Source organism: Sphingobacterium sp. UBA6645, from assembly GCF_002455685.1.
Classification (GTDB): Bacteria; Bacteroidota; Bacteroidia; order Sphingobacteriales; family Sphingobacteriaceae; genus Sphingobacterium; species Sphingobacterium hotanense.
Window position 1 is genome coordinate 1 of record NZ_DKLH01000010.1, and the last position, 25,290, is coordinate 25,290.

General features: G+C 40.8%; 22 protein-coding genes. 5 read left to right on the forward strand and 17 right to left on the reverse strand.

Annotated features, from left to right (window positions below; translation table 11 throughout):
- Window positions 1–210: 210 nt before the first annotated feature.
- From B2400_RS01865 to B2400_RS01875, 3 genes are read right to left on the reverse strand one after another with little or no spacing between them, the layout of a single operon-like run.
- A complete protein-coding gene (locus tag B2400_RS01865) occupies window positions 211–711 on the reverse strand; it encodes an FKBP-type peptidyl-prolyl cis-trans isomerase (RefSeq protein WP_260042603.1) in 501 nt (166 codons plus the stop codon).
- A gap of 20 nt (window positions 712–731) precedes the next feature.
- Window positions 732–2,741 carry a thioredoxin domain-containing protein gene (locus B2400_RS01870; RefSeq protein ID WP_293930436.1) on the reverse strand — a complete coding sequence of 670 codons (2,010 nt, stop codon included), beginning with the start codon at window positions 2,739–2,741 and terminating at the stop codon, window positions 732–734.
- A gap of 21 nt (window positions 2,742–2,762) precedes the next feature.
- Window positions 2,763–3,248, reverse strand: coding sequence for a SixA phosphatase family protein (locus B2400_RS01875; RefSeq protein WP_149524992.1), 486 nt, complete (start codon window positions 3,246–3,248; stop codon window positions 2,763–2,765).
- 375 nt (window positions 3,249–3,623) lie between these two features.
- Here B2400_RS01875 and B2400_RS01880 point away from each other — a divergent pair, with 375 nt between their 5' ends.
- From B2400_RS01880 to B2400_RS01895, 4 genes are read left to right on the forward strand one after another with little or no spacing between them, the layout of a single operon-like run.
- Entirely contained in the window at window positions 3,624–4,805 is a 1,182-nt protein-coding gene (locus B2400_RS01880) for a hypothetical protein (protein ID WP_293930440.1), read from the forward strand.
- Window positions 4,806–4,821: 16 nt separating this feature from the next.
- Window positions 4,822–5,853, forward strand: a complete 1,032-nt coding sequence (locus B2400_RS01885; protein WP_293930442.1) for a glycosyltransferase family 2 protein — start codon at window positions 4,822–4,824, stop codon at window positions 5,851–5,853.
- Entirely contained in the window at window positions 5,850–7,097 is a 1,248-nt protein-coding gene (locus tag B2400_RS01890; RefSeq protein WP_293930444.1) for a glycosyltransferase, read from the forward strand. The genes B2400_RS01885 and B2400_RS01890 overlap by 4 nt, the downstream gene beginning before the upstream one ends.
- Before the next feature lie 5 nt (window positions 7,098–7,102).
- The gene (locus B2400_RS01895) at window positions 7,103–8,284 is read left to right on the forward strand and encodes a glycosyltransferase (RefSeq protein WP_293930446.1); all 1,182 of its coding nucleotides are present in this window, start codon (window positions 7,103–7,105) and stop codon (window positions 8,282–8,284) included.
- A gap of 22 nt (window positions 8,285–8,306) precedes the next feature.
- Here the strand turns inward: B2400_RS01895 and B2400_RS01900 are convergent, their stop codons facing one another.
- The 12 genes from B2400_RS01900 to nuoH all read right to left on the reverse strand — a co-directional run bounded on the left by B2400_RS01900 (window position 8,307) and on the right by nuoH (window position 20,733).
- On the reverse strand, window positions 8,307–9,122 hold the full coding sequence (locus tag B2400_RS01900; RefSeq protein ID WP_293930448.1) for a glycosyltransferase family 2 protein: 816 nt from the start codon (window positions 9,120–9,122) through the stop codon (window positions 8,307–8,309).
- A 7-nt stretch (window positions 9,123–9,129) separates the two neighbouring features.
- Window positions 9,130–9,936, reverse strand: coding sequence for a glycosyltransferase family 2 protein (locus B2400_RS01905; protein ID WP_286652104.1), 807 nt, complete (start codon window positions 9,934–9,936; stop codon window positions 9,130–9,132).
- A 94-nt stretch (window positions 9,937–10,030) separates the two neighbouring features.
- Complete coding sequence (locus B2400_RS01910) at window positions 10,031–11,269, reverse strand: glycosyltransferase (RefSeq protein WP_293930451.1); 1,239 nt, start codon at window positions 11,267–11,269, stop codon at window positions 10,031–10,033.
- Window positions 11,270–11,319: 50 nt separating this feature from the next.
- Window positions 11,320–12,342, reverse strand: coding sequence for a glycosyltransferase family 9 protein (locus tag B2400_RS01915; protein WP_293930452.1), 1,023 nt, complete (start codon window positions 12,340–12,342; stop codon window positions 11,320–11,322).
- Between the two features lie 8 nt (window positions 12,343–12,350).
- A complete protein-coding gene (locus B2400_RS01920) occupies window positions 12,351–12,956 on the reverse strand; it encodes a DUF4254 domain-containing protein (protein WP_149525001.1) in 606 nt (201 codons plus the stop codon).
- A 179-nt stretch (window positions 12,957–13,135) separates the two neighbouring features.
- The gene (locus tag B2400_RS01925) at window positions 13,136–14,632 is read right to left on the reverse strand and encodes an NADH-quinone oxidoreductase subunit N (protein WP_293930454.1); all 1,497 of its coding nucleotides are present in this window, start codon (window positions 14,630–14,632) and stop codon (window positions 13,136–13,138) included.
- Between the two features lie 9 nt (window positions 14,633–14,641).
- Window positions 14,642–16,246 (reverse strand): complex I subunit 4 family protein, encoded by a 1,605-nt coding sequence (locus tag B2400_RS01930; protein WP_293930456.1) that lies wholly within the window; start codon window positions 16,244–16,246, stop codon window positions 14,642–14,644.
- A 1-nt stretch (window position 16,247) separates the two neighbouring features.
- A complete protein-coding gene (locus B2400_RS01935) occupies window positions 16,248–18,251 on the reverse strand; it encodes an NADH-quinone oxidoreductase subunit L (protein ID WP_293930458.1) in 2,004 nt (667 codons plus the stop codon).
- Window positions 18,251–18,556: an NADH-quinone oxidoreductase subunit NuoK gene (nuoK, locus tag B2400_RS01940; protein ID WP_286652110.1), complete on the reverse strand. Its 306-nt coding sequence runs from the start codon at window positions 18,554–18,556 to the stop codon at window positions 18,251–18,253. The genes B2400_RS01935 and nuoK overlap by 1 nt, the downstream gene beginning before the upstream one ends.
- On the reverse strand, window positions 18,553–19,095 hold the full coding sequence (locus tag B2400_RS01945) for an NADH-quinone oxidoreductase subunit J (protein WP_293930461.1): 543 nt from the start codon (window positions 19,093–19,095) through the stop codon (window positions 18,553–18,555). The genes nuoK and B2400_RS01945 overlap by 4 nt, the downstream gene beginning before the upstream one ends.
- Window positions 19,095–19,655 (reverse strand): 4Fe-4S binding protein, encoded by a 561-nt coding sequence (locus B2400_RS01950; protein ID WP_394344164.1) that lies wholly within the window; start codon window positions 19,653–19,655, stop codon window positions 19,095–19,097. Before B2400_RS01950 ends, B2400_RS01945 begins: the two co-directional genes overlap by 1 nt.
- Window positions 19,656–19,659: 4 nt before the next feature.
- Window positions 19,660–20,733, reverse strand: coding sequence for an NADH-quinone oxidoreductase subunit NuoH (gene nuoH / locus B2400_RS01955; RefSeq protein ID WP_149525007.1), 1,074 nt, complete (start codon window positions 20,731–20,733; stop codon window positions 19,660–19,662).
- Between the two features lie 248 nt (window positions 20,734–20,981).
- On the opposite strand from nuoH, the gene B2400_RS01960 reads away from it, so the two are divergent.
- Window positions 20,982–21,758: an META domain-containing protein gene (locus tag B2400_RS01960; RefSeq protein ID WP_293930464.1), complete on the forward strand. Its 777-nt coding sequence runs from the start codon at window positions 20,982–20,984 to the stop codon at window positions 21,756–21,758.
- Window positions 21,759–22,122: 364 nt separating this feature from the next.
- On the opposite strand, the gene ispG is transcribed toward B2400_RS01960, so the two are convergent.
- Both ispG and B2400_RS01970 read right to left on the reverse strand, forming a co-directional pair.
- Complete coding sequence (ispG, locus tag B2400_RS01965) at window positions 22,123–24,129, reverse strand: (E)-4-hydroxy-3-methylbut-2-enyl-diphosphate synthase (RefSeq protein ID WP_293930466.1); 2,007 nt, start codon at window positions 24,127–24,129, stop codon at window positions 22,123–22,125.
- A 27-nt stretch (window positions 24,130–24,156) separates the two neighbouring features.
- Window positions 24,157–25,089 carry a LiaI-LiaF-like domain-containing protein gene (locus B2400_RS01970; protein ID WP_149525010.1) on the reverse strand — a complete coding sequence of 311 codons (933 nt, stop codon included), beginning with the start codon at window positions 25,087–25,089 and terminating at the stop codon, window positions 24,157–24,159.
- Window positions 25,090–25,290 lie beyond the last annotated feature (201 nt).

The window sequence follows — 25,290 nt, forward strand, 5'->3', positions numbered from 1 at the left end:
ACAACTTGCCACACGATGTCTTCTTTGAGAATCGTTATAGCGATAAAACACTATATACAATACAAATTGACGTCAGGAGCGTTAAAACTATCAAATATCGACTTACTGCTTAAAACTCAAAAATGAAAACAGTAATGAAATCGCAAAAGCTATAAAACAGAAGAAGGTGCCTTTTTAGACACCTTCTTTTTTTTTAAATTTACTAATTACTTAGTGGGCTTCATTTCCGTCGATGCCATGTGCATGGCCGTGCGACAACTCTTCAGCAGTTGCTGGACGAGAAGCGATTACTTCGATGTCGAAGTTTAATTTTTTACCAGCCATTGGGTGGTTAAGGTCAGCAACTACCGTTTCTGGAGTTACTTCGATAACTACCGCGCGGAATTGGTTTCCTTGGTTATCTTGCAAAGGTATTACTTCACCAACAGGAGGAAGTCCAACTTCTTGGAACATTTCCGCTGGTAATTGTGCGATTGCTTTATCGTCACGCTCACCGTAAGCGTCATTTGGTTCTAATTCGAATGATGTTTTATCACCTGCGTTTAATCCAGCGATGTTTTCCTCAAATTTAGGAAGCATCATGCCTACACCATATAAAAATGTTAACGGATTGTCCGATGTTGTTTGCTCTACAAAGGTTTTTTCTCCATTTTCTTCAATTGTATGAAGAACGTAATTCAACGTTACTACGTTGTTGTTTTCTACTGCCATTGTACTTAGTTTATGGGGTACTAGCCCTGTTTATTATTTATTAATTCTATTATTTGGGCAATCGACGTTTGCGGAAGACTGCATGTTTTATTCTGGCAAAGGTATGCTTTTGATTCCATACCCGCTTTATATTCTAACAAGGGTAGACTGCTTTTTGTTCCACCTAATGTTACTTTATTTGGAATATAATACTGGTCTAATTCCTCTCGCCACTCGGAAGCATCTGCTCCGGTAAGCGCTATTTCCCAAATTCCGTAGTGCAGTTCCAGTAAGTGAATGGCCCAGTTTGAGTAGGCTGACCCATATGATTTAATGTGCGGAAATACATTTGCGAAAACCTGATCGGCTATTAGCGTATATTGTTCCTCATCGAACAAGATGCCTAACTTATACAATTGGCGTACCATTGTCGATACCGAACCCGGAATGACATTATCCATGATTTCACTTTTTCGTGCAATCAGTTCTTCCCCATGTGAGGAAGTGTAGAAAAATGTGCGTTCGTCTTTGTCGTAAAAAATGTTAATCGCTTGTTCTGTAAGTGTTTTTGCGCGGTTAATCCAAGTTTCATCAAATGTCGCTTCGTATAAACTGATGAAGGATTCAATGCTGAAACCATAGTCATCTAAGAATCCAGGAATACTTCGGTTGCTGTCAGCCGGTTGGTGCAGTAGTATGTCATTTTCATGACATTTTGTCCATATAAACTCCGCTGTTTGCTTCGCTAGGTTCAAATAATGATCATTTCTAAAGGTGCGGTAAGCATCTACGAGTCCTTTGATCATCAACGCATTCCAGGTCACAAGCTGCTTATGGTCTAAACCGGGTCGGATTCTCTGTTCGCGGTAATTCAGTAGAGTTTCTTTAATTGACTTTAGTTCTTCTTCCCATTCATATTCGCTGTAGCCAGCCTCGGCGATCAGTTGATTATCATCTGCGCTGAGGTAAGGAACGTTCGTTTGTTCTTCGGTCCAATTCCCGTTTTTGCTGATATGGAAGTAATTTCTTGCTAGGTCTGCTCGATCGCCGAGAATATCAAACTCATCATAATCGAAGCTATAGAATTTGCCTTCTATGCCCTCGCTGTCGGCATCTAATGCGCTGTAAAATCCACCGTTAGGATCAAGCATTTCACGTTCGGCCCAAGCAATGGTTTCTTCTACTACACGCTTATAGAGGATAGTTGGCTTCTGCTGGTAGGCTTCACTATAAAGGCTTAGTAACTGCCCATTATCGTATAGCATCTTCTCGAAATGCGGAATATGCCAGCGGTTATCGACAGAATAGCGTGCGAAACCACCTCCAATTTGGTCGTAGATACCGCCATTTGCTATTTTTTCTAAGGTAAAGTGTACATGGTCTAATATTGCCTGATCTTTACTTAATGCGCCATATCTAAGGAGGAACGACCAATTGTTTGGCAGAGGAAACTTAGGAGTACGGCGATACCCCCCTTCATTTTGATCGAAGGTTTCTATCCAAGGGTCTACAATATTTAATAGGTCCTGCTTTGTATAGGCTTCTGGTATTTCCTGAATCGGTAGCTTTTCTGCTTGTTGTATGCCTTTTGTTAAGCGATCTGCATAGTCTAAGGCAACTTCTGGTGTTTCTTCCCACATTTTAGCAATCTGTAGGAGCACATTTTGCCAATCCTGCGGTTTAAAATAGGTGCCTCCATAAATAGGGCGGCCGTCCGGCAAACAGATACAGTTCAATGGCCATCCGCCGGCGTTTGTCATCAGTTGGACGGCTATCATGTAGATTTGATCGATGTCCGGTCGTTCTTCGCGGTCGACTTTGATCGATACGAAAAACTTGTTCATGGTTTGTGCGATGGCGTCGTTTTCAAAACTTTCGCGTTCCATCACATGACACCAATGGCATGCCGAATAGCCGACACTAATGATGATGAGTTTATTTTCTTCCTTTGCCTTTTTTAAAGCTTCCTCGCCCCAAGGGTACCATTGTACCGGGTTGTGGGCGTGTTGTTGTAGGTAAGGGGAGTTTTCGTTCTGCAGTTTGTTTGCCATAGAATACGAAGGTAGAGAATATTACTGAATTGTGTTCAGTAAGGTCGCTGTACCTCCTGCGAGTTCGGAGAAGTTAAAGTTGTCAGGTAAAGTTAATATGGCAACGTTGGAAGTCGCTAGGTCTACCTCCGCGTGACTGAGGTAGTTTGTTAGATTGGAAAGTCCTGGATTATGGCCGAAGACTAGCAGTTTATCAACCTTGTTAGGCATACCGTTTATGATTCGTAGGATATCGATGAAGTGTGCCTCATATATTTCTTTGGTTTCTTGAATGTCCGCTAAAGGATAGCCTAATATTTCACAAAAGATGTCTGCTGTTTGTTTTGCGCGATTGGCGGAGGAGCTGATAACGAGCGTATTGCTATCAATCTTTAGCTGTGTTGCCAGCTCGTTGGCAATTCTGATTGCTCTTTCTTTTCCTTTGGATATAATATTACGGTTATAGTCGTTTTTCAAAAGGCCATGATCTTCGGCTTTTGCGTGACGTATGAGATAGAGTGTTTTCATACCTAGTGTAATTCGCTGTTAATTGACTAGCTAATTTAAGGTTTTCTGGATTAAATGTGTGTTTCTAAATTGTTAATATTGAGGGGGATTCCGAGCATACCAAGTAGGACCTATATAGGTTTAACCTTAAAGCGATTCTTAATACTATATTTTTTACTTAAAATTGAAAAAATATCGCGAATCATATTTTCGTTGCTGTAAGCGGCAATTAGAAAAATATTTAAAAATCCTCTTAATGGCTGTTACGTTATAGAAGGAATTTACGTTATTTACAGTAGATTGTTTGTGAGCATTTATATGTTGTTTAATAAAACTGTGCTGCGTTTTGGCGCATTTACTTTAATTCTTTTTCTTACAGCTTGTGCTAGAGGAGAAATGGAGTTATTTCCCGAGGAAATTCCGGAAAAGGTAGGAAGAAAAGATTTTACTATTGATTTGCAAGTTAATATTTTTCCGCAGCAGGTAAATATTGATATGCTGGCAAATGGGAACTATCCAAGATATGTAAAACCAGAATTTATCAAGAATATCGGATATAACAATAGCAGCTATTGTCATCCTGATGTACAGTATTTTCCGGATGGTTTTCAAGGCTATAAGTATTGGATGGTTTTTACGCCTTATTTTGGCGCCATTGGAGGCGATCAATTGGCAAAGCGTTATGAAAACCCGACAATTGTTGTATCTAACGATGGCTTGAATTGGGTAGAACCTGCGGAAATTGTTAATCCGATTCAGGCATGCCCAGGTTATAAGGAGAGTTTTCGGGAGATGCAGGGGGAGCAGATTCAAGGATTTTGGTCCGATGTGGATTGGTTATTTGAAGGCGGGGAATTTCAACTGTATTATCGAGGGAGCTTTTTATCAGCAAAAGCTTTGTCAGCGCGCGGAGCAAAGAGTCAAAACAACCGCGCAAAATTGATAAAGAACGCGCGTAGAACCATCGTTCGTCAAACTTCGAGGGATGGCGTGCATTGGGATCCTTTAGAAGCTGTCATGTATTCTGATGTCCCTTATTCGCCGAAGAATAGTCATATGCTGTCACCATCCTTTCTCAAAGTTGGTGAAGGCTATGTTAGTTACGAGGTGGAGCTGAATTCGGGGAAGAAACACTTTAAGCAGGATAAGCCTTCTTTTGTTATACAGCGGAGTTCGACCAATGGACTTGATTTTAGTCGCTTTTCAAATAGTAAAATTGTTAACTTTATCAATGAGCCCTGGATCCGACAGAATCGCGATAATGGTCCCTGGCATTTACAAGCGAGCTATGTAGACGGTTTTTACTTTCTCTGTATCGCTGTGGGTGATGTGAAGAAGTACACTGCTGATCAATTGTATCTTGCTTTTTCGAACGATGGACTAAATTTTTACGTCTGTCCAAAACCTATTATTACAGAGGATGCCTACCGCTCTGCCATTTTTCCAAAAACTGTTGATGAGAAAGCCGTTCAGTTCGGAGCAATACTAGGTTATAAAACTGGTGTTTTCAAGTATGGGGAGATGAGTCTACAGTGGGCTCAAATGCAAGAGCTGATTGATAATAAGATGGATAGGTAAAAAGAATTAAGATATTTTGGAGAGAAACGATATTCTGATTTCAATAATTATCCCTGTTTATAACCGGGAAGCATTTATAGGACAAGCAATTGAAAGTGTTTTAGGACAGAGCGTTGTTGATTTCGAGCTTTGGGTGGTTGATGACGGAAGTAAGGATCGGACTTCGGATATTGTTCAGGGGTATGCGCAGCGTGATGCTAGAGTTAACTATGTTTATCAGGAAAATGCGGGTGTCTCGGTTGCTCGAAATGTAGGTCTGTCGCGTGCGGGCGGTAAGTACGTCTATTTCTTGGATTCGGATGATGCTTTAGATTTCGAATTTTTAAGAACTTCTATTGATGTGATTGAACGTTCCGCAGCAGATGTGGTGGTTGTGGGGCAGCCATATCAAGATCGACTACCTCATCCAACGGCTTTGCCGACCTGCGGGCAATTGTGGCGTCATGCGTTCTTAAAACAAAATAGCACTGTCCGTTTTCCAGTAGGAGTACAGCCTGGCGAAGATGGCCTATTTTCTCACTGTTTATTAGCAATGACAGACCGTATCGCCGCAAATCCAGCTGGTATTTATTATTATGGACGACATGAGGGGCAGAATCATCTTCTGATTAATCGCGATTGTGAGTCCGTATTGCAGCAGATGGATAAGTGGTTTACTTATTTGGATGATTTTTACAGCAGGGAATCCTTATTTGAGCGTCGTGCGTTACATTTAGCCAAATTTTTGGAGCATGAACGCTTTGAGCTCCGCTATTTGTTAATGCCATTCAACGCAGCACAAAAGGAACGAGTATTTCAGTCCGTACAGGATTTTTATAAGCGAAGAGTGGCTCCTTACCTACCTAAAGAGGAATTTGACAGTTTATCAGGTAGGTTTCAGTTATTTTTAGAAGCTAGTAGTGCGGAGGATTTCGATGAACAATACGAACGTTATAAGAGCCGCATCAATAATTCGATCAAGTGGAAGCTTAAGCTATTGAAGTTACTGCCGATTTCTTCTTGGAGAAGAAAGATAAGGCAACAATTATGGAAGAAAGAAATTAAATGAAAATAATATTTATACAGCATAATTCCTTTTTAAATGGGAACGGTGGGTCAGAGAAAATGTGTACTTTTTTAGCGAATAGCTTTTCAGAAAAGGGGCATGAGGTCAGCATCGCCGTAAACCAAAAGGAGGGGGGCAGTCCCGTTTTTCCTTTGAATTCGGACATCAAGGTTGACAATATTTATAACGCTCGAGTCGATCAGATTGAGCTTCTGCCCATTGTTAATTATTCGGGGAAAAACCCAATCGCCTGGTTAGTTGGAAAGATAAAAAAGAAATATACGAAACAGGTCAATAAGAATAAATGCCGAGCTTTCCCCGACGGGTATCAAGGGGTTTATAAGCATAACCTAAAGAAACGATCGGAGCAATGGTACGCGTATTTAAAGGCCGCAGAACCAGATTTGATTATAACGATGTCTACGGCTTCGCTATTGGAGATTACCTACGATAATACTTTGGATATCCCGATTATCAATTCTGTGAATGGGCGTCCGGATTATGATTATGAGGATGTATTTGGTCGAAGAGATCCCCTAGAAAAGAATCTGCTAAAGAATTCTTACTCGCGCTTAAGTGGAATTCAGATTTTATTGGATGATTATGATAAGTTTCTTCCGGATACGTTTAAGGGCAAGGTATTCGTAATCGGCAATCCATTCCCTGAGGTCGACACGACGGAACACGTGGATCATCAAATAGAAAAGAGTCAATACGTCATCTCCCATTTAGGACGTTTAGATAATGATTGTAAGCAGCAAACTCTAGCAATTGAAGCATTCCATCGTGCGTGTAGCGAGAATTCTGAATGGCGATTGGATTTGTGGGGTACTGGAGCAGATCGGGATTTGATTCAACAGAAAATTGATGAACTTGCTCTAGGTGATAAAGTCGCTCTTAAGGGCTTTTGCACCGATCCGATTGCTGTTTTAAAGAACGCAGATATATTTTTATTTCCGAGCCGGTATGAAGGTTTTCCTTTGGCATTAGGGGAAGCGATGTCTGTTGGCTTACCTGCTATTGGTCTGGGAAGTTGTTCGGGCGTAAATAAGCTTATTGTAGATGGAGAATCCGGTTACTTAGTTGAAAATGTAGAAGCGATGGCATCTCGGTTAAAACAGTTGATGAACAATTCGGCGTTGAGGCAAGAAATGGGAAAGAGGGGGGTAGAGCTGATGCGCGCCTATACGCCGGCGTCAGTATTGGCGAAGTGGGATGAGTTGATAAATGAAATTGTAGAGCGATAGAACAGATGAACAAGAGAAAGATTTTGTATTTCATGACCGACAATCCGATGCGGTATAAGGCGGGAAATACGACGCGTTGCAATAAGATGTTGGACTACTTTAGCAGTAGATCTGACGTTTTTGATGTGGATTTTCTGACGCTTCAACCTTGGACAGAAGAGGAGATAGAGAAATTCAAATCGATTTATCCAACGATTAACCTGGATCTGTTTCGGCCAGGGAGCGAGTTTTCAAAGAAGGATAACTATACGAAATACTTCATTCACGAAAAATTACCTCGTTTGATTGGCAAGAAAAGAAATGCGAAAAAGTTGATCAGTCTGGTTACTCCTTTTGTTGAGAAGCAACTCCTCGAGCGATACGCAGATAGGCATTATGATGTCCTCATAGTAAGTTATGCTTATTGGGCTGAGCTTATAAAATTGATCCCAGCAACCTATAAGATAAACGATACGCATGATTTTCTCTCTGTTCAACATGCACCGCAAGAATCCAATGATTTCGCAGCAGTAGGTAAAATGTTTCAGGAGGAATTAAGCCTTTTGAATCCATTCGATGAAGTTTGGTCTTATTCAGTGGAGGAACGTTTTATTTTCGACCAATTCCTGAACACCAAGGTTAAATTAGTTCCGCTTTCTTTTGAAGACCGAACAGCAGAGGGGGTAATTGCTAAAGAATACGATATACTTTACGTCGCAAGCGATAATCATCATAATGTGACGAGCATGAATTGGTTTATGGAGCATGTATTACCGTCGTTAAAGAACAGAAAAGTAACGGTGGTAGGAAAGATTTGCGATGCTATTCCTGATCATTCTCAGATAACGAAACTTGGTCTTGTTGAGGATCTAGATAAAGAGTATTCGAAAGCCAGGATAACCATTTGCCCCATGCTTTCTGGTACTGGGGTAAAGATTAAGGTGCTGGAGTCCCTGTCGTTTGGAATCCCAGTAGTAACGACAATGAGAGGGGTCGATGGACTCTTAAATAAGACGAATAACGGATGTTTGATTTCAGATAACCCTACGGAATTCGTGGATAATATTGAACTGTTATTAAATGATGACAAGGCTTATCAGATGCATCGTGCTGATGCGGTCCGATACTTTCAGCAACACCATCACCCATCGAAAGAATTAGATTTTCTGAACAGCAGTTTGTTGCAAAGCGATTCGAGTAGACGTTAATTAGTTTTTGCTGTTCCGAGCACTACTGTTTAACAATACCTTCTTTTGCCCACACCTTTTTTGTGGTTATGGTATCTTCTAATATTTTGTCGTTTTCAGGAAGGTTCTCCTTGTTGTTTTCTTTATGATATAAGTGATAAGCAACTGCTGCGAACTTTAAGAATCTTTTTTTGACCCCGGTGTTCATTAAGCGAAATGCGAGCTCCGCATCTTCACTTCCCCAGCCCTGAATTGCTTCATTATAACCATTAACAGCGAGCAGGTCTTTCTTCCAAAAAGACATATTGCAACCTCTTAATATTCGAGGTTTATTTTTCTTATATCGATCAGCAAGGAATCGAGATAATATGCCTGAACGTAGGCTGTTCAAAATAAATGGCAACGGGAATTTATGCCTTTGAACTTTGATCGTAGACTTTTGCTCTAATAACTCCTGGCTTTGCTCTTTAGAAACCCAAACGCGACTTCCACACAGGAAATAATTCGGTTCTACTAGACTTAAATGATCTTTGATAAAATGAGGATCTAGTAAGATATCGCCATCGATCTGGATAATATATTCAGAGCTTGCAATCGCTATAGCTTTGTTTCGGATAACCGAAAGGCGAAAGCCCTCGTCTGGATGCCAAACATGGACGATGGGTACTGGAGATTCTTGCTTTAGTCGTTCAATTAGGCGCTTGGTAGGTTCTTTTGAACCATCATCAGCAATAAGGATTTCATCTGGCAGACGGTCTTGCGACCATACTGTCTGTACACAGCGCTCTAGCGCTTCGGGCCAATTGTATGTGGAGATTAGTATACTAACCGTTTTGGGTTTATCTGATGATATACTCATATTTGGTTTAAAGATATTGATTTAAACCTGCATTTATCCAAGTGATCTGATTTTTTAGCGTCGCTTCCATGATCTCTTTGTTGCGCTCTTCTTGTTGATTATTCTTCTTTTCGGGATGGTAGAGGTGGTAAACGATTGCTGCAAACTTGATTACAGATTTCTGAACACCCGTATTCATCAATCGTAGGGTAAGGTCGCTATCTTCATGTCCCCAGCCCTCATAAGACTCATTATAACCATTAACAGCGTAGATATCCTTCTTCCAAAAAGACATGTTCGCTCCTCGTGCATAATAAACAGGATATTTGTTTTTGTAACGATTTAAAAGATAATTGGAGAGCAGAGGAAATCGTATGCCGTTCTCTATTCGCTTATTATTATGTCCAAGAAGTTGTGGATTGGTATTAACCTTTTCGATGAGTTCTTTCGAATAAGCGTCGCTCAGCATAACACGGCTGCCTTGAAGCAAATAATTCGGGCGAGCGGCCTTAAGATGATCACTGATAAAGTCGGGGTGTAGAAAAACATCACCGTCGATTTGAATAATGTATTCGTATTGTACCTTAGCGAAACATTTATTCAGGATAATGGTTTTCCTGAATCCTTTATCTTCTTGCCATAAATGAGTTATTGGCACTGGATAATCTTGTTTTATTTTGTCAATCAGCTGGCGAGTTTCTTCCGTAGACCCATCGTCTGCAATAATGATCTCATTGGGTAGGACACGTTGTTTCCGTATGCTCAATAAGCATAAATTTAGTGCTTCAGGCCAATTGTAGGTGGCAATAATTAATGAGCATTTGTTGTCCGACATATTTCGCAAATAGAATAGGTCCCCAATTATAGAAATAATTAGTTAGTTGTTAAAAAAATAGATTTGATTTTTTTGAGGAATTAATAACAACTTTCTATATGGTGCTGATTAGATGTTTTATACGGCCCATAATAATTGGCCAAGAATAATGTTCATCGACGTAGTTCTTTGCTTTGATTTCCGACTCCTCGTTAAGTTCTGGATGTTCCAGGTGCTTTCTAATTTTCTCTTGGAAGTCTTTTTCATTCCCGTAGGGCTCAGCAGCATAGTCGCTACGGATTGCATGGCCAACCATAACATCCGACTTTTTGTTTACCAATACAGTTTTTCCAAGCTTCATAGCTTCCAATAACAACAACGATAGGCTTTCATTTCTTGATGGATTGATAATAAGCGTGGCATTTTTTACCAATGCTATTTTCTCCTCGTCCGTTACGAAGCCTGTATAGATAATATCCGGATGCTCCACCTTCTCCTGAAATAATCTCCCTGTTAACACCAATTTTAAATTGGAAGGAAATTTTTCCTTATATCGGATAAACCAAGGGATCAATTTGTCCATTTTCGAGTTACAGATGCGGCCGAAATAATGTAAATAGCGTTCAGGTAGGGTGAATTTTTTCTGTATTTCGGTCTTTGATATCGAGTTTTCAAATTCAGTCTCTATACCAACGGCGAGAATGCTGCTTTCGGACATCTTATTACCAAAGATCTTTCGTGCCAGATTCCGCTCTTCTTCCGTATTAAATCCAATATGCTTTACGCTGGTAAATAGATGAGTCTGGATGGAACGAAATATATCACCTTCATTATGTACTGTAGGAATCAAGATTGTTTTTTCCGGGGCAATACGCGAACCAAATATAGTATGTGGATAAACATAAGACATCAGGATGATAGCTTTATAGGAATCTTTATTTGCTTCCAAATAATTCAACAAATCTGGGGAATAAAAACCATGGGTCTTTATGAGCATCTCCTCGTTTTTAATTCCCATATCCCAAATATGATTCATATTGGCGGCTGTTTCTAATAAGCCCATGCGAAATAAGTTGCGGCGCACTTTGCGAGGAAACTTAGTCTTCTTTCGCCACTTGCCATGTTCCTCAGCAGAATAATCTATACAATCAAACCGTAGTATATTGACACCGTTTATTGTTTCTTGATTGTTCTTGTAATAAGGTTCGAAGGTGTGATAGTTTATTGTTTTTGTCGTTAGAATATCCACTTGGAAATCACCGACCAAACGCTCTGCGAGCATTTTGCAATGATATTCTGCCCCTCCATTCACTTCCTTGCCGTACTGACAGACTAAAAAACAAATTTTATCCATATACTATTTTATCCTTTTGGTAAGCATAACGTATGAACCATATGTTATCGCTACAGCGTAAAGATAGTTTTTTTAACTTTAACAATAATCATTTCAACTGTTACTAAGTCGATCGCTTCTATTCCATCGCAATTGCATGGTTTATTTCCATAAACCGAGCTTGGACGGTTCGGATGTTCGACCTGAATGCAATCATCGTTGGATTGTCCGTATCCGATGAAGCCCGCATAGGGATGAGTCGCCCCCCAGATCGATAGGCTTCTAGTACCCGCTAAGGATGACATATGCATACCTGAGCTATCCATGCTCAGCATCAAATCGAGGTTGGAGATAATGTCAAGTTCTTCTCGAAGACTGAATTTTCCAATCGTATTAAAGACGTGCTGATATTTTTTAGCCCATTCATCCACGATTTCCTTTTCTTTCTTTCCACCTCCGAACACCAGTATTTGTATATTATCATCGGATAGTCCAGCGATGACCTCTTCCATGCGTTCCAAGGCGAAGACTTTATAAGGATGCTGTGCAAACGGAGCAATACCTAAAAACCTCTTCCCTCCGACAAACAGCGTCTGTATGTTTTTCGGTAATGCGACAGGCTCGTTTCTCAGCTGATGCGTTAATTCCAATGTGTATCCCAATGACCGCAATACATCTCCATAACGCTCAGTTGTTAACTTTAATTGCTTTTTGACCTTATTTATTGATCTAGTTAATGCTTTTTTTTCTTTTCTTCCTTTGTTGATCGTCTGGACTTTGTATCCCGAAAGACGGAAGAATGTGCTTAAAATATTCGAACGGATGTTGTCGTGTAGATCGGCCAATGCTGTTGGTTTGTAAGCACGGAGCTCCTTGAAAAGCTTATACAATCCAATTATTCCCTTATGTTGTTTATCAGGGTAAATTGGATGAAATAATATTCTTGGAATTCCTTCGAAAAAGGGAGCAAAGAATGCTCTTGAAACCATAATGATTTCAACATCCGCATGTTGCTCTTGAAATTCACGGAGCACAGAGGCGACCATGGCTACATCTCCCATTGCGGAAAAGCGAGTAACGAGGATGCGCTTCATTAGAGATACTATTTTTTAACGCCGTAGAGTACCGGATTCAAGTTGGGGTCATTGTACATCTTCATCTGCTTATACACTTTCATGTATTTATTGCCCGACTCAATGTCTGATAATAACTCGTCTATACTTTTAGAAAGGTCTTTTCTTTGTTCTAACAGGATATTAAGTTTTGTTTGGCAAGATTCCAGATGAGCATGTGAAACATCCTCTCGTTTTGTCTCTTGCGCCATATGATATATTTTAAGCGCTAGGATCGACAATCTGTCAATAGCCCATGCTGGACTCTCCGTATTTACTTTAGCCCCAGCAAGCGGAGTAACGCCTTCAAATTTCTGAAGATAATAGCCATCAATATATTCCACCATATCCGTACGTTCCTGATTTTGACGATCAATTCTACGCTTCCAGTACAATCCCTCGCGAGGATCAATTTCCGGATTTCGTACCACATCTTCCATATGCCACTGTGCGGTGTCAATCCAACATTTCAAATATAATAGATGTTCTAAACTTGAAGAATCATATGGATTCTCTACAGGATGATCGATAGCGTCGTGGACGTGATAGTCTGCAATTACTTGATCAAAAATACGGTTGGCTAATTCGCTAATCATACACAAAACTACATAATAAAAACATGTTTTATCATTTCATTTACTTAAAATGAACAAAAGATGTTTATTTCGTAAAAACTTTGATGTTTCCATAGAACATCAATAGCGAATAAAGTTCTCGATGTACATTGAAAACAGATAATTCACAGAAAAATGCGTGGCTCGTTTAACTGCCCTACTTATTGTTGAAAGAAATTGATAATTATTGTTGGGAAGATTCCGAATAAAAGCAGCAGGAGCGCTAGTACTACTGCAATGACATAGGTTGCAGTTATCGTCGGTCCAGCAAGTGATTCATTTTCAGATTTATGCTTTAAGAAGGCGAATAAAGGTATTTTGAAATAATAAAATAGGGAAATGACCGAGGTCAATGCTCCGATGATTAATAGCCATAAATGCGTCGCTTCTTCATTCTGTTGGAAGATTTCAAAAATAGAAGAAAACACAAACAATTTCCCGATGAACCCTGCTGTAGGGGGAAGTCCGACTAATGAAATCCCGACAATGCTAAATAATGTAAAGATGATAGGCATACGTTTTCCCATCCCGGTATAGTCAGAGAATTCGTTGGCAGCATATTTTTGCTCAAGTATATCAATAAAGCCGAAGGCGGCCAGGTTCATCAATGTGTATACAAATAAATAAAACAGGAGGGTATCTTGATGCCCGCCCATATATCCAACGACCGCCATCAAGAGAAAGCCCGTATGGCCAATTGACGAGTAGGCCATCATTCGTTTCACATTGTGCTGGCGTAGTGCTATCAAATTTCCCGCTAACATACTTACGATAGCGACAATCGTTAAAAATAGTACGAAGATATCGGAGAAATAAAATAAAGTCGTTCCATAGGATGCTGCTAATCTTGCAAAGAGCACGATAGCGGCGATCTTTGGAACGGTGGATAGGAAAGCCGTTATCGGAGTTGGGGCACCTTCATAAACATCAGGTGTCCAAAGATGAAATGGCACAAAACTTAATTTAAATCCGATGCCAGTCAACATAAAGAGAATGGCAATACTGCTCATCACTTTAGGCGAGTCGATTAAGCCTTGAATATGTCGGGTATCCGCAAAATCGAGTACTCCCGTAAAGCCGTAGATCAGCGATAAGCCGTAGAGCATAATTGCAGCACAAGCAGAACCGAATAACGCATATTTCATGGCGGCTTCCGTTTGCTTTTTATCCTCCGCAAAATAGCCAACTAGGATATAGGAGGATATGGACACCATTTCTATAGCGATAAAAGCTAATAACCAATTGCTGGTCATCACCAAGATCAGTAAGCCAATGGATGATCCTATCAAAATACTATACAAATCACCCTTACGCTTTTTCGTCTCGCGCTTTTCAAAATGCTGCCGTATCATAACTGCAGACACAAGTAGCCCAATCAGGATTAGCGTCTTGGAGAGCAATGCCATGTTATCAATCTGTAGCATGCCAAAGAACCCAGTTCCTAAGTCCTCATATTGAAGGAAATTGCATATCAATGCCGCTATCAGTGTTAGAATCGCAATGCTAAATGAGCTGTCTTTCCATTTCCGATCGAAAAATAAGCTACTAAAAACACATAATAAAAACCCAATAGCTAGAATAAGCTCTGTTTTGAAGAACCCAACAGACGCTAGAATCGAATCAATAAAGTGGGTGATATGTGGCGTAAAATCATTCATTATCCGAGCCTAGAAATAATTAGAGACTATGTTCAACAAACTAATTACCGAGCTATTCAATGGATCGAATACTAGAGATGGCATAACACCTAACATCAGTGCTAATGCCAAAGCCGGGAATAGGATCAGCTGTTCTCTAATTGTTAGATCTTTAAGAGATACCGCCCATTCTTCGCCTCCTTTCAATCTTGTTTCACCAAAAAACATACGTTGTAAAGTCCAAAGGAAATACGCTGCAGATAATAGAATACCTAGAGAACCGAAGATTGCCATCCAACGAGGGATGCCAGTACCGACGCTTTCTGCGTTAAATGTTCCGATGATTACAAATGCTTCTCCGATGAAGGCAGAGAATCCAGGAAGCCCTAAAGAGGCAAAGAATGCAATAGCAACATAGGCTGTGTACTTAGGCATTATGTTCGCTAGACCTCGGAAGTTGTAGATAAATCGATCATGTACGCGGTCGTAAAGTACACCAACTAAGAAGAAAAGGGCCGCAGATAAGAACCCATGGCTTAACATTTGGAACATTGCACCAGAGATACTCTCTGCTGTTAATGATGCTATTCCTAACAAAACGAATCCCATATGGGAAACCGAAGAATAGGCTATCATGCGCTTTAAATCGGTCTGAGCTAATGCATTGAAAGCTCCGTATAGGATGGAAATAATTCCAATCAAAGCTAACCACCAGTTCGCCTCTGCGGCTGCATCTGGAAAAATACCGATGCAGATACGAATTATCCCATAACCCCCGATCTTTAATAGAATACCTGCTAGTATGATCGAAACAGGAGTAGGCGCTTCAACGTGGGCGTCTGGTAACCAGGTATGCAACGGAACAATCGGTATCTTAATAGCAAAAGCTACGAACAGGACGATAAACCCAATCATACGCGCAGGGATACCAAAGACCTCATAGCTGTTTGCCAGATAGTCGAAAAACGATCCATTCACATAATTCTCCGGGTTCATCATGTAAAGGATGTTGAACGTATGTGCACCGGTATGAGGATTGACTACAGAGAAATATAAGCCTACAATAATCAATAGCATGAATACCGATCCAAAGAGCGTATATAAAAAGAATTTAATAGCTGCGTATTCTCTGCGTGCGCCACCCCAGATGCCGATTAAGAAGTACAATGGCAATAACATCACTTCGTAGAATACGTAGAAAAGAAATAGATCTAACGAGCAGAAAATTCCCATAATAGCCGTATTCAACAGCATTAACAACGCGAAATAGCCTTTGACACTTTTACTGATGTTCCACGAGGCACCTACTGCCATCAGCATGACAAAAGCACTTAAAACAAGTAAGGGTAAAGAAAACCCATCGACACCTAGGAAATAGTCAATCTCCAGTTTTCCAATCGAACCTAAGTCTAGTCGAATCCAAGGCAATTGCTCTACAAATTGATAGCCCGATAGCTGATTGAACCCGGCTATATTCGGATTATACTGACTATATAAATAGCCCGAAATACCTAGCTGAATAAAGGTGATCAACAGCGCAATATATTTATAGCTTTGATTGAAGCGGCTTGGTAGAACCAAGATACCAGCCAGAGCTATGATCGGAAGGAAAATAAGTAAGGATAATAGTCCCATCTTATGTCAATATCAAATAAATTATTCCAATTAATAAAACCGTAAAAGCAAAACCCAAGTAGTTCTGCAGGCGACCATTCTGAACCCACCTCAATAAATGCCCGAAGTAATAAGTCGTACCACCGAGCGTATTGATAAGTCCATCGACAATGTATTTATCGATCCAGGCTGCAACGCGGCTGATTCCCTTTGCTAACGTTCCAAGCTGATTCACTATGCCGTCTATGATGTTGCGATCGAACCAATAGAGTCCTTTGCTTAAATTAACTGTCCCTGCAACAAAGGTTCTTGTATAAAACTGATTCAAATAAGCCTGATTTAAAGAAAATGTAATTCCTTTTGATGCAGCATTTAACGGATAGGATCCTTTAACATACCATCGCCAAGCGATGATCCACATGAAACAGCTCGCCAAAGTCAATCCGATGGGGATCAAAAGATGCAAACTATGAACCTCTTCGAAACCGTAATCAACATAGAAACCTTGAAATACATTGGCATCGTGGTAGGAGATAGGATTGAAAGAAAAAACGAAAAACAGCGAACAAACACCTAGAAATGCCATTGGCAATAACATCGTCTTGTTCGCGTCCTGAATATTGCTGGGAGATAAGGGAAGCTTAAACTCTCCAAAAAACACCTTAAATATTAGTCGCCCAATGTAGAATGCTGTCAGCACACTAACAATCGTTAGTAGCATCGGAATAAGAATAGATGCGCCGCCCTTGCTAATTGCCCACTCATAGGACGATATCAAGATTGCATCTTTCGAAAGAAAGCCTGATGTCAAAGGGAAACCCGCCAATGCAAGCGAGGCAATTGCCATTAGCACAAAGGTCTTCGGCATTTGCTTCCTTAGCCCGCCCATATTATTGATGTTTTGTGGGTCAAAGTCTAGATGATGATCATGCTTCAAATGGGCCATTTCATGTATTACTGCGCCAGCACCTAAGAAAAGAAGACACTTGAAGAAAGCATGCGTCACTAAATGGAACATCGCAGCATCCCAAGCGCCTACACCAATAGCGACCATCATGAATCCCAGTTGCGAAATCGTTGAAAATGCTAAGATTTTCTTAATGTCAGTTTGCGCTAGAGCAAAGTACGCCGCGCTAGCAGCTGTCGTCACTCCGATAATAGCGATAATCAACAAAACAGTATCGTTAAACAGTGGGAAAACACTGCTAAGCAAGAAGATTCCCGCTGCAACCATCGTGGCAGCGTGTATTAAGGATGATACCGCCGTTGGGCCTTCCATCGCATCAGGAAGCCATACATGCAGTGGAAACTGTGCTGATTTAGCCATGGCTCCAATAAAGAACCCGATTCCCGCCAATGTTAATAAGCCCGAATTCTCTGAAGCTACGCTATAAAATCGGTCTTCTTTACCAAATAATTCAACAAGGTCCAGACTGCCATAAACACTGAAAACCGTCGCAATGCCGATTAGGAAACCTAAATCCCCTATACGGTTCACGATAAAGGCCTTTTTATTCGCCTGTACCGCGCTCTCTTTAGTAAACCAAAACCCTATCAGGAGGTAGGATGCAAAACCTACGAGCTCCCAAAAGATGTACATCATAAAGAGATTCTTCGAAATACATAGGCCCAACATGGCGAAACAGAACAAACTTAAATACATCCAATAGCGATGTATGCCCGGGTCACCTTTCATATATGCCCGAGAATAGATATGAACGGGAAGCGCAATAACGCAGATCAACAGTTGCATGAGGACCGTCAGGTTATTGAGTAATACTCCAACGGTAAACGTGTTTATTCCTATTGTGAACCAAGGTTGTGTAGCACTACGGGGTATAGATTGCCAAACTTCAGCAAATACACATACCATACTAATGACCGTGCTTAAGCAGATCGCAATTAAAGATATATTGCCCGATGTTGAACGTTTGCCCAAAAGCGCCTGAATCAAGAATGCGATAAAGGGCAAAGCAACCACTACAATAGCGGCAAAAACAGGCGATATTTGTTCTACTGCTACCATTAATCTCTTAAGTCAGTGATATTATCCGGGTTAATCGTTTTATATTTTCGGTAGACGTTGAGAATAATCGCCAAGCCGACAGCTACAGCTGCTGCAGCCAATACAATTGCAAATAGAGCAAATACTTGTCCTCCGTAGTTCACCTTATCGTATCGTCCGAACGCTACGAAGTTGAGAATCGCTGCATTGATGATTAGCTCAATACCGATTAGCACCATAATTGCATTTCTTTTAGCCACCATGGCATAAAGACCGATACAGAATAGTATGGCCGAAACGACTAAAAAATGAGTCAACGTGATCAAGCGTTTTCCTCCTTTCTAGATAAGTGGGCTGCACCGATTAGAGCAACCAATAAAAAGATGGAAATAACTTCAAATGGAAGCAGATACTTCGTCATAAAATGCACCCCCAAATGTTGTATATTATTATCCGACGACTGGATTACCTCTCCAGAACGGATGTTTTCTGTTATCCACATCGGTGTATGCTCATGCCATTCCCAAATGCCGTAAGCAAGCACGGCGAAGAATCCCACCGCTAATAGCAGCGATTGCCAGTTAGGCAGAGATAGAAATTTGCTGCTGGTATTTTGTAGGTCAGCGAGCAATTCCTTGTTGGAAAGCATAAAGGCAAATATCATTAGGATCAATACACCGCCCACATACACCAATATTTGCGTGATAGCGACAAAATCTGCTAATGCGAATAGGAATAGGCCCGCCATCGCAAATAAAACCACGAAAAATAAAAAGAGCGCTCTTGCCGTATTTTTTAAACTAACGACCATTAAGGCCGAACCGATTGCCAAAACCGCGAACGCGTAGAAAATTGCTAATTCCATTATTTTGTTTTGGCCGCCTCCTTCTCAGCTTGAAACTTGGTCCATTCCGCTTTTCTATCAACAATCTCTTGTTCGCTCATCTCCGCGAAGCCATATATTAAGTCTGTTAATTTAGACGTGCTCTTATCGTATTGGTTGGTCATCGTGATGCATTCAGTCGGACATACCACAGTACATAACCCGCAATACATACATTTCGCCATATCGATATCAAACTGCGCTGCATATAGTCTCTTCACGCTGCCATCCGATGTTTTCCCGATCGCCTCAGTTGCTTTAATTGATTCTATCGTAATGCAATCCACAGGACAGGCTTTTGCACATAAGTCACATACAATACAATCGTCTATTTCTACGTCCAGTTGATAGCGCGCAACTTCAGGGATAGGCATCTTTTCCTTCGGAAACTGAACGGTCGTCACGCCATCCTGCCGCTCAAAGTAATTCGGGTCCTTAATATCTTTGCTGCGACGAGCGGTGCGCGCAGCAAAAAGATGCTTAATCGTAAGCATAAGCCCCTTTACAGCCGTTAATAATCCTTGTATGGTCGTTTTTAATATCACGTTACAGCATTACCATTATTCTCCAGATTCCCGAAATCGCCATACATGCGAAAGCAACAGGAATCAGGATTTTCCAACATAAAGTCATTAATTGATCCGCACGGAAGCGAGGTAGAGTCCATCGAATCCAAATTTGAATAGCAACAATAGTCAGGGACTTAATTAATGTCCAAAATATACCCCAATAAAGCCCTGTTGTCCAATCTGCCAAGCGTACTGACCCGATATTTGGCAGCGGCGTGTTCCATCCTCCTAAAAATATAACGACGCCTAGCATCGCAACGAGGAACATCATGGCATATTCCGCAAGGAAAATAAAAGCAAATCGAATGCCTCCATATTCCGTGTGGAACCCGCCGATCAGCTCACTCTCGGCTTCTGGTATATCGAACGGCGCTCTATTGCATTCTGCCAACGTGGCAATAAAGAAAACAACATAGCTAACGAGCAAATGCGGAGCTTGGAATATATGCCATCCCAATATGCCTCCTATTTCATTCACTTTCCAAAAACCTAGAAAATAAATATCCTGAGTAGCCAAGATTCCTTGGCTTAGTGCGATTTCATTTAGGTTGAGGGTCTGCGTAATCATGACAGCTGCAATCAAAGAAAGGCCCACCGGCAATTCGTAGGATATCATTTGCGAGATTGCACGAATAGAACCCAATAAAGAGTATTTGTTGTTGGAGCCCCAGCCAGCCATCAAAATACCGATGGCATCTATAGAAACAACCGCCATAATAAAAAAGAGCCCGGTATGTACATTGGCGGGCATAAAATTCGGCGCCCAGGGCACCACGCTAAAACCAATGAATACAGCAACGAATATGATTACAGGTGCTAAAGCGAACAATACTTTATCCGCGGCAGCTGGCGTAATCAATTCTTTTTGCAAAAGTTTTAGAATATCGGCGAAGGTCTGGAGCAAACCAAATTTGCCGGTTTCCATGGGGCCTAATCTATCTTGTACAAAACCCGCAATCTTCCGCTCTGCATATACGGCAAAGAGTGTGAATAGCGCAATAAATAAAAAAATGGCTACAGGTACGAGAATATAGATAAATAAGGAGTCCAAACTTCTTTTTAGAATAGTTCTTGATTAGCTACAAACATACGTAAATCGAGACAAATACGCCATAATAAATAAAAAATATACCAACTTAGTAGATTATTTCCTGGCCTGCTATTTGCCTCACTAAGAATAGTCAGATTTAATAAAAGAACACCATTATTTATTCAAATTTACAGACATTGTGTAGCACAAATGTTAAACCTTTCGTCTGTTTTGTGGTATTTATAGAAGAATTAAATAATATAAAGTATATGAAACAATCTATTTTAAGCATGCTTGCAGTATTCACCATTTTATTCGCTAGTTGTGGCGGCGCTAAGAATGTAGCGGGAAATGATGCAAATATTTCAAAATTAACAGGCCACAAATGGCAACTGATAGAAATAGGGGGAAAGGAAATTTCCACAGTCACTAAACGCACCTTGCATCTATCGCTTATCCCTTCGGAAAGTCGTTATGCCGTAACAGGGGGGTGTAATACCCTTAATGGTGCTTACTCCTTTACGAAGAGAGCGGGCGGTATTAAGTTCAGCCAAGGAATTTCAACAATGATGGCCTGCGATGACATGGAAATCGATCGCGAAGTGATTTCAGCAGTTACACAAACTTCCAAATACGGAATTGAGGACGAAATCCTAGTGTTGTATAAAGGAAACACGCCTTTAGCTAAGTTTAAAGCAGTAGCAGCAGACAGCGAACTTGCCGGAACTTGGGAATTGGATTATATCCAAGGCGGAAACACCCCATTCAATGAACTGTTTCCACAAGGAAAACCAACAATCAACTTTGATCTTAACGCTAAGAAAGTAAACGGAAAGGGCGCTTGTAATAACTATAATGCGACAGTAGAAATCAACGGTAGAAGTATCAAAATCGGCCCTGTTGCTTCAACAAGTATGGGATGTCTAGGAAATGGTGAAGGCCTTTACTTCGAAACTTTACAAAAAGTAAATGTCATCAGCGTAAATGGAGATACCATGACCTTGATTATCGGCGATGTTGCGGTAATGAGATTCGCTAGACGTTAGGTTTTAGATATTAGATATTAGATTTTAGACATTAGAGCGTCTTGAACCAGGAAAGGAAGGGTGCTTTGTCTTTGAACCAGGAAAGGAAGGATGCAAGGATGATCAGGATACTGTTCATCTTTCTATCCTTCCTTTCTTGGTTCAGACTAGATTTTACACAGCTGACATTAGATAATAGACCGGCGCCTGTTAATCTTTATATCCTTCCTTTCCTGGTATTAAGAAATCCTTTTTTTCTTTCAACATGATCCTGCCAATCCTTAAATCCTTTCTTTCCTGGTTCAAAACAAATTACCCTTTCTAAACAAAGGTTCAAAATAAACCTCAATGCATAGCCATAGGTCTTTATACTAAATACTAACTACTAAATACTACCTTCCTCCACCCAAAGTCCATCAGATTTAATTATCTCGATCAGTTCATCTAAAGCGCGAGCAGAGCTAACATTTCTTTTTACGACTTCTTTGCTTCGATATAGTGTAATTTTATCGGGACCTGCACCTACATAACCATAGTCGGCGTCTGCCATTTCTCCAGGTCCATTGACGATACAACCCATAATGGCAATCTTTAAACCTTTTAAATGGTTAGTACGACTTCTTACCATCTGCGTAGTTTCTTGTAGGTCGAAGAGGGTTCGGCCGCAGCTAGGGCAGGAGATATACTCTGTTTTCGATATTCTGGAGCGTGTTGCTTGTAGAATACCAAAAGATACTGAGCTAAGTTTGTCGGTAGGTGTTGCCTCGCTATCAATCCAGATACCCGAGCCTAATCCATCGATCAACAAAGCACCCAAATCGGTAGCAGCATAAAGCTGGATCTTCGAGATAGGTTCTTCAGGGCTCATGACATCACCCATAGGACCCGAAAATTCTTCCTTCGGATAGCTACGTTTGATAATAACAGGATTATCTAATCCAATTTCCTGCAGATTCGCAAAGAACTGGCGCTGATCGGCCATTCCATGGATGTGATTGGTTTCTAAAACGAATACAACTGTCTCGTCCAGGGGTAGCTGCGAAAAGCTATCGCCCGCCAAATCATCATTCGAGATATGCACAAGGTTCAATACTGGATCTTTGTGCTCGGCAGCAACAAATTCCTGTAAACGATAAATCGGGTGTATATTGGTTTTATTCGCCAACTTAACCCAAGTTCCATAGTTATATAACTGTTTTAAGTTACCAGGCATCGTAAAGGAAGGCAAGCCGTCTGCGAGATATACAAAATCTACAGATTGATCGCCCATATGATACTTATCTAAAACAGCGTCATATTTATAACCCACATCCGTCAAGATAAATGGGTCCTTTAAGTTCTTTTTTGAAATATCGACCACGACACGTGGAACCAGGGAGCCGCCAATAAAAGCATTTACCTCCTTCGTCTCATAAGGCTTGGTCGTGATCTCGTTTGTTAATCTTAGAATTTCACGTTGAGCGACTGCTTGAATCTGTTTTTCACGTTTCGCATATCGATTTACTAATGCGATAGCGACTGGTGCTTCTTTTTCTGGTTCTTCGGTAAGCGATACACGAACCGTGTCACCAAGACCGTCTTCCAATAGTGTTCCAATACCCACTGCCGACTTAATACGTCCATCTTCGCCGTCACCAGCTTCTGTAACACCTAAGTGCAAAGGATAATTCATATTCTCCGCAACCATCTTCTCCACCAACAAACGATAGGCTTGCACCATCACTTGCGGATTGGAGGATTTCATCGAAACAACTAAATTATAGTAGTTCAAATCTTCACAGATGCGAATGAACTCTAATGCCGACTCCACCATTCCTTCCGGAGTGTCCCCGTACCGGCTCATAATACGATCGGAAAGAGAACCATGATTCGTCCCAATTCGCATCGCGGTGCCATACTCTTTACAGATTTTTACTAGGGGAGCAAACTTCTTATAGATACGATCAAGCTCTGCTTGATAGGCAATATCCGTATAGTCGATCTGGTCAAATTTCTTTTTATCGGCGTAGTTGCCTGGGTTCACACGAACTTTTTCAACAATGCGTGCAGCAACCTCCGCAGCATTTGGTGTAAAATGTATATCCGCAACAAGCGGGACATCGTAGCCCCGCTTGCGCAATTCATTTTTTATATTCGCTAAATTCTCCGCCTCCTTGATGCTCGGTGCAGTGATACGTACATATTCACACCCCGCGTCAACCATCTTAATAGTTTGTTCTACAGATCCAAGCGTATCCATCGTATCAACGGTTGTCATACTTTGTATACGGATGGGGTGATGTGCACCCATAGGAATATTGCCTATTTGTACCTCTCGGGTTAGGAATCTGCTATAGGTAGTTTTGGAGTTGCAATAGCCGCCTCCTAAGTGTGCTGATGTAATACTGTCCATGCTAATGCAAAGTTAGCTATTTTCCCTTTAATAGCGTACGACAGTTAGGGAATTTGCGGCGCCGGAGATGACGATGTGATAGCGATTTGCTGCCTGGTCATATCCTGTGGATTTACGAACGTCGCCATCCTTATGCTCTATATCTTCAAGTTTATTGTTCGAGATGATACTATCATATTCCACCATGCAAGGAACGCCTTTCGGAATTTGCAAGTGTACTTGGGATGCGGCAGTATTTATTTCTAGCTCAGTTGTTCCTAGGGTAGGCGTAGGCAGCGATAAGGTCATTTTGCTAGCTCCCGAGTTCAACTCAAGTCTTTTGATTTTCAGTTTTTTGAAATCTCCTTCTACCGCTGCTGCACCAATATTGAACTCAAAGTTCCAAATTGGAGCCTCATTCAGACTCAACTCTACTAAATTATTGCTCTTTCCATTTCCTTTAATGCTCGAATTAAGTTCCAGCTTAGTCTTTGTCGTACCTGACTTATCCAAATTCAACTTCATGTTGCTGGCATTAGTAGATCCACTAAATAAGTTGGAGGAGTCTGCTTTGGTAACAAATCTATATTTAGCGGCTCCGCCGTTTATTGTCAGTTTCGCTTCTTGAACCTCCGAATTATAGTCTGCACGGACGGTCTTACTGTAACTTTTGTCCTTATCGTCTGTATTCTCAATAATAACGCTGTTGCCGATCATCGATTCGAAATTCGTATTGGCATTTTTGTCCGGATAAATTCCTTTAAAGAACACGAAAACACATAGGAGAATGTTGATCCCGGCTGTTAAATAGGTGCTATACGGTCGGTTCTGTAACAATAGGTTGAGACCAATTGAAACTAATAGGAGCGGCCAGAATCTTAAGACCTGTAAAAAATGAAAGTCGATGACACGGAAATTGTCTAATAGAAATACCAGTCCGATGAAGACTAACCATATACCTGTTGCTACTTTATTGTTCATTGTTAGTTTGTTTTGTTGTCCCAAAACTAGCACGATAATACAAATTAAATCACTTAAAATAGGTTATGCTAGGGATATTTTCGGTAAATCAATTAGATTTGTCGGTGAAAATAGTCGAGAGTAATTTGTATATTGAGAAATTAAAAAACAAATTGTTCTTCACTACGTTAAAAACAAGACTAAGAATCATAAAACGTAATA

What these genes read in the sequence shown, in the direction of transcription:
- B2400_RS01865 (WP_260042603.1), bottom strand. Translation starts at nt 711, where the DNA reads ATGGCAGTAGAAAACAACAACGTAGTAACGTTGAATTACGTTCTTCAT.
- B2400_RS01870 (WP_293930436.1), bottom strand. Translation starts at nt 2,741, where the DNA reads ATGGCAAACAAACTGCAGAACGAAAACTCCCCTTACCTACAACAACAC.
- B2400_RS01875 (WP_149524992.1), bottom strand. Translation starts at nt 3,248, where the DNA reads ATGAAAACACTCTATCTCATACGTCACGCAAAAGCCGAAGATCATGGC.
- B2400_RS01880 (WP_293930440.1), top strand. Translation starts at nt 3,624, where the DNA reads ATGGAGTTATTTCCCGAGGAAATTCCGGAAAAGGTAGGAAGAAAAGAT.
- B2400_RS01890 (WP_293930444.1), top strand. Translation starts at nt 5,850, where the DNA reads ATGAAAATAATATTTATACAGCATAATTCCTTTTTAAATGGGAACGGT.
- B2400_RS01895 (WP_293930446.1), top strand. Translation starts at nt 7,103, where the DNA reads ATGAACAAGAGAAAGATTTTGTATTTCATGACCGACAATCCGATGCGG.
- B2400_RS01900 (WP_293930448.1), bottom strand. Translation starts at nt 9,122, where the DNA reads ATGAGTATATCATCAGATAAACCCAAAACGGTTAGTATACTAATCTCC.
- B2400_RS01905 (WP_286652104.1), bottom strand. Translation starts at nt 9,936, where the DNA reads ATGTCGGACAACAAATGCTCATTAATTATTGCCACCTACAATTGGCCT.
- B2400_RS01910 (WP_293930451.1), bottom strand. Translation starts at nt 11,269, where the DNA reads ATGGATAAAATTTGTTTTTTAGTCTGTCAGTACGGCAAGGAAGTGAAT.
- B2400_RS01915 (WP_293930452.1), bottom strand. Translation starts at nt 12,342, where the DNA reads ATGAAGCGCATCCTCGTTACTCGCTTTTCCGCAATGGGAGATGTAGCC.
- B2400_RS01920 (WP_149525001.1), bottom strand. Translation starts at nt 12,956, where the DNA reads ATGATTAGCGAATTAGCCAACCGTATTTTTGATCAAGTAATTGCAGAC.
- B2400_RS01925 (WP_293930454.1), bottom strand. Translation starts at nt 14,632, where the DNA reads ATGAATGATTTTACGCCACATATCACCCACTTTATTGATTCGATTCTA.
- B2400_RS01930 (WP_293930456.1), bottom strand. Translation starts at nt 16,246, where the DNA reads ATGGGACTATTATCCTTACTTATTTTCCTTCCGATCATAGCTCTGGCT.
- B2400_RS01935 (WP_293930458.1), bottom strand. Translation starts at nt 18,251, where the DNA reads ATGGTAGCAGTAGAACAAATATCGCCTGTTTTTGCCGCTATTGTAGTG.
- B2400_RS01945 (WP_293930461.1), bottom strand. Translation starts at nt 19,095, where the DNA reads ATGGAATTAGCAATTTTCTACGCGTTCGCGGTTTTGGCAATCGGTTCG.
- B2400_RS01960 (WP_293930464.1), top strand. Translation starts at nt 20,982, where the DNA reads ATGAAACAATCTATTTTAAGCATGCTTGCAGTATTCACCATTTTATTC.
- ispG (WP_293930466.1), bottom strand. Translation starts at nt 24,129, where the DNA reads ATGGACAGTATTACATCAGCACACTTAGGAGGCGGCTATTGCAACTCC.
- B2400_RS01970 (WP_149525010.1), bottom strand. Translation starts at nt 25,089, where the DNA reads ATGAACAATAAAGTAGCAACAGGTATATGGTTAGTCTTCATCGGACTG.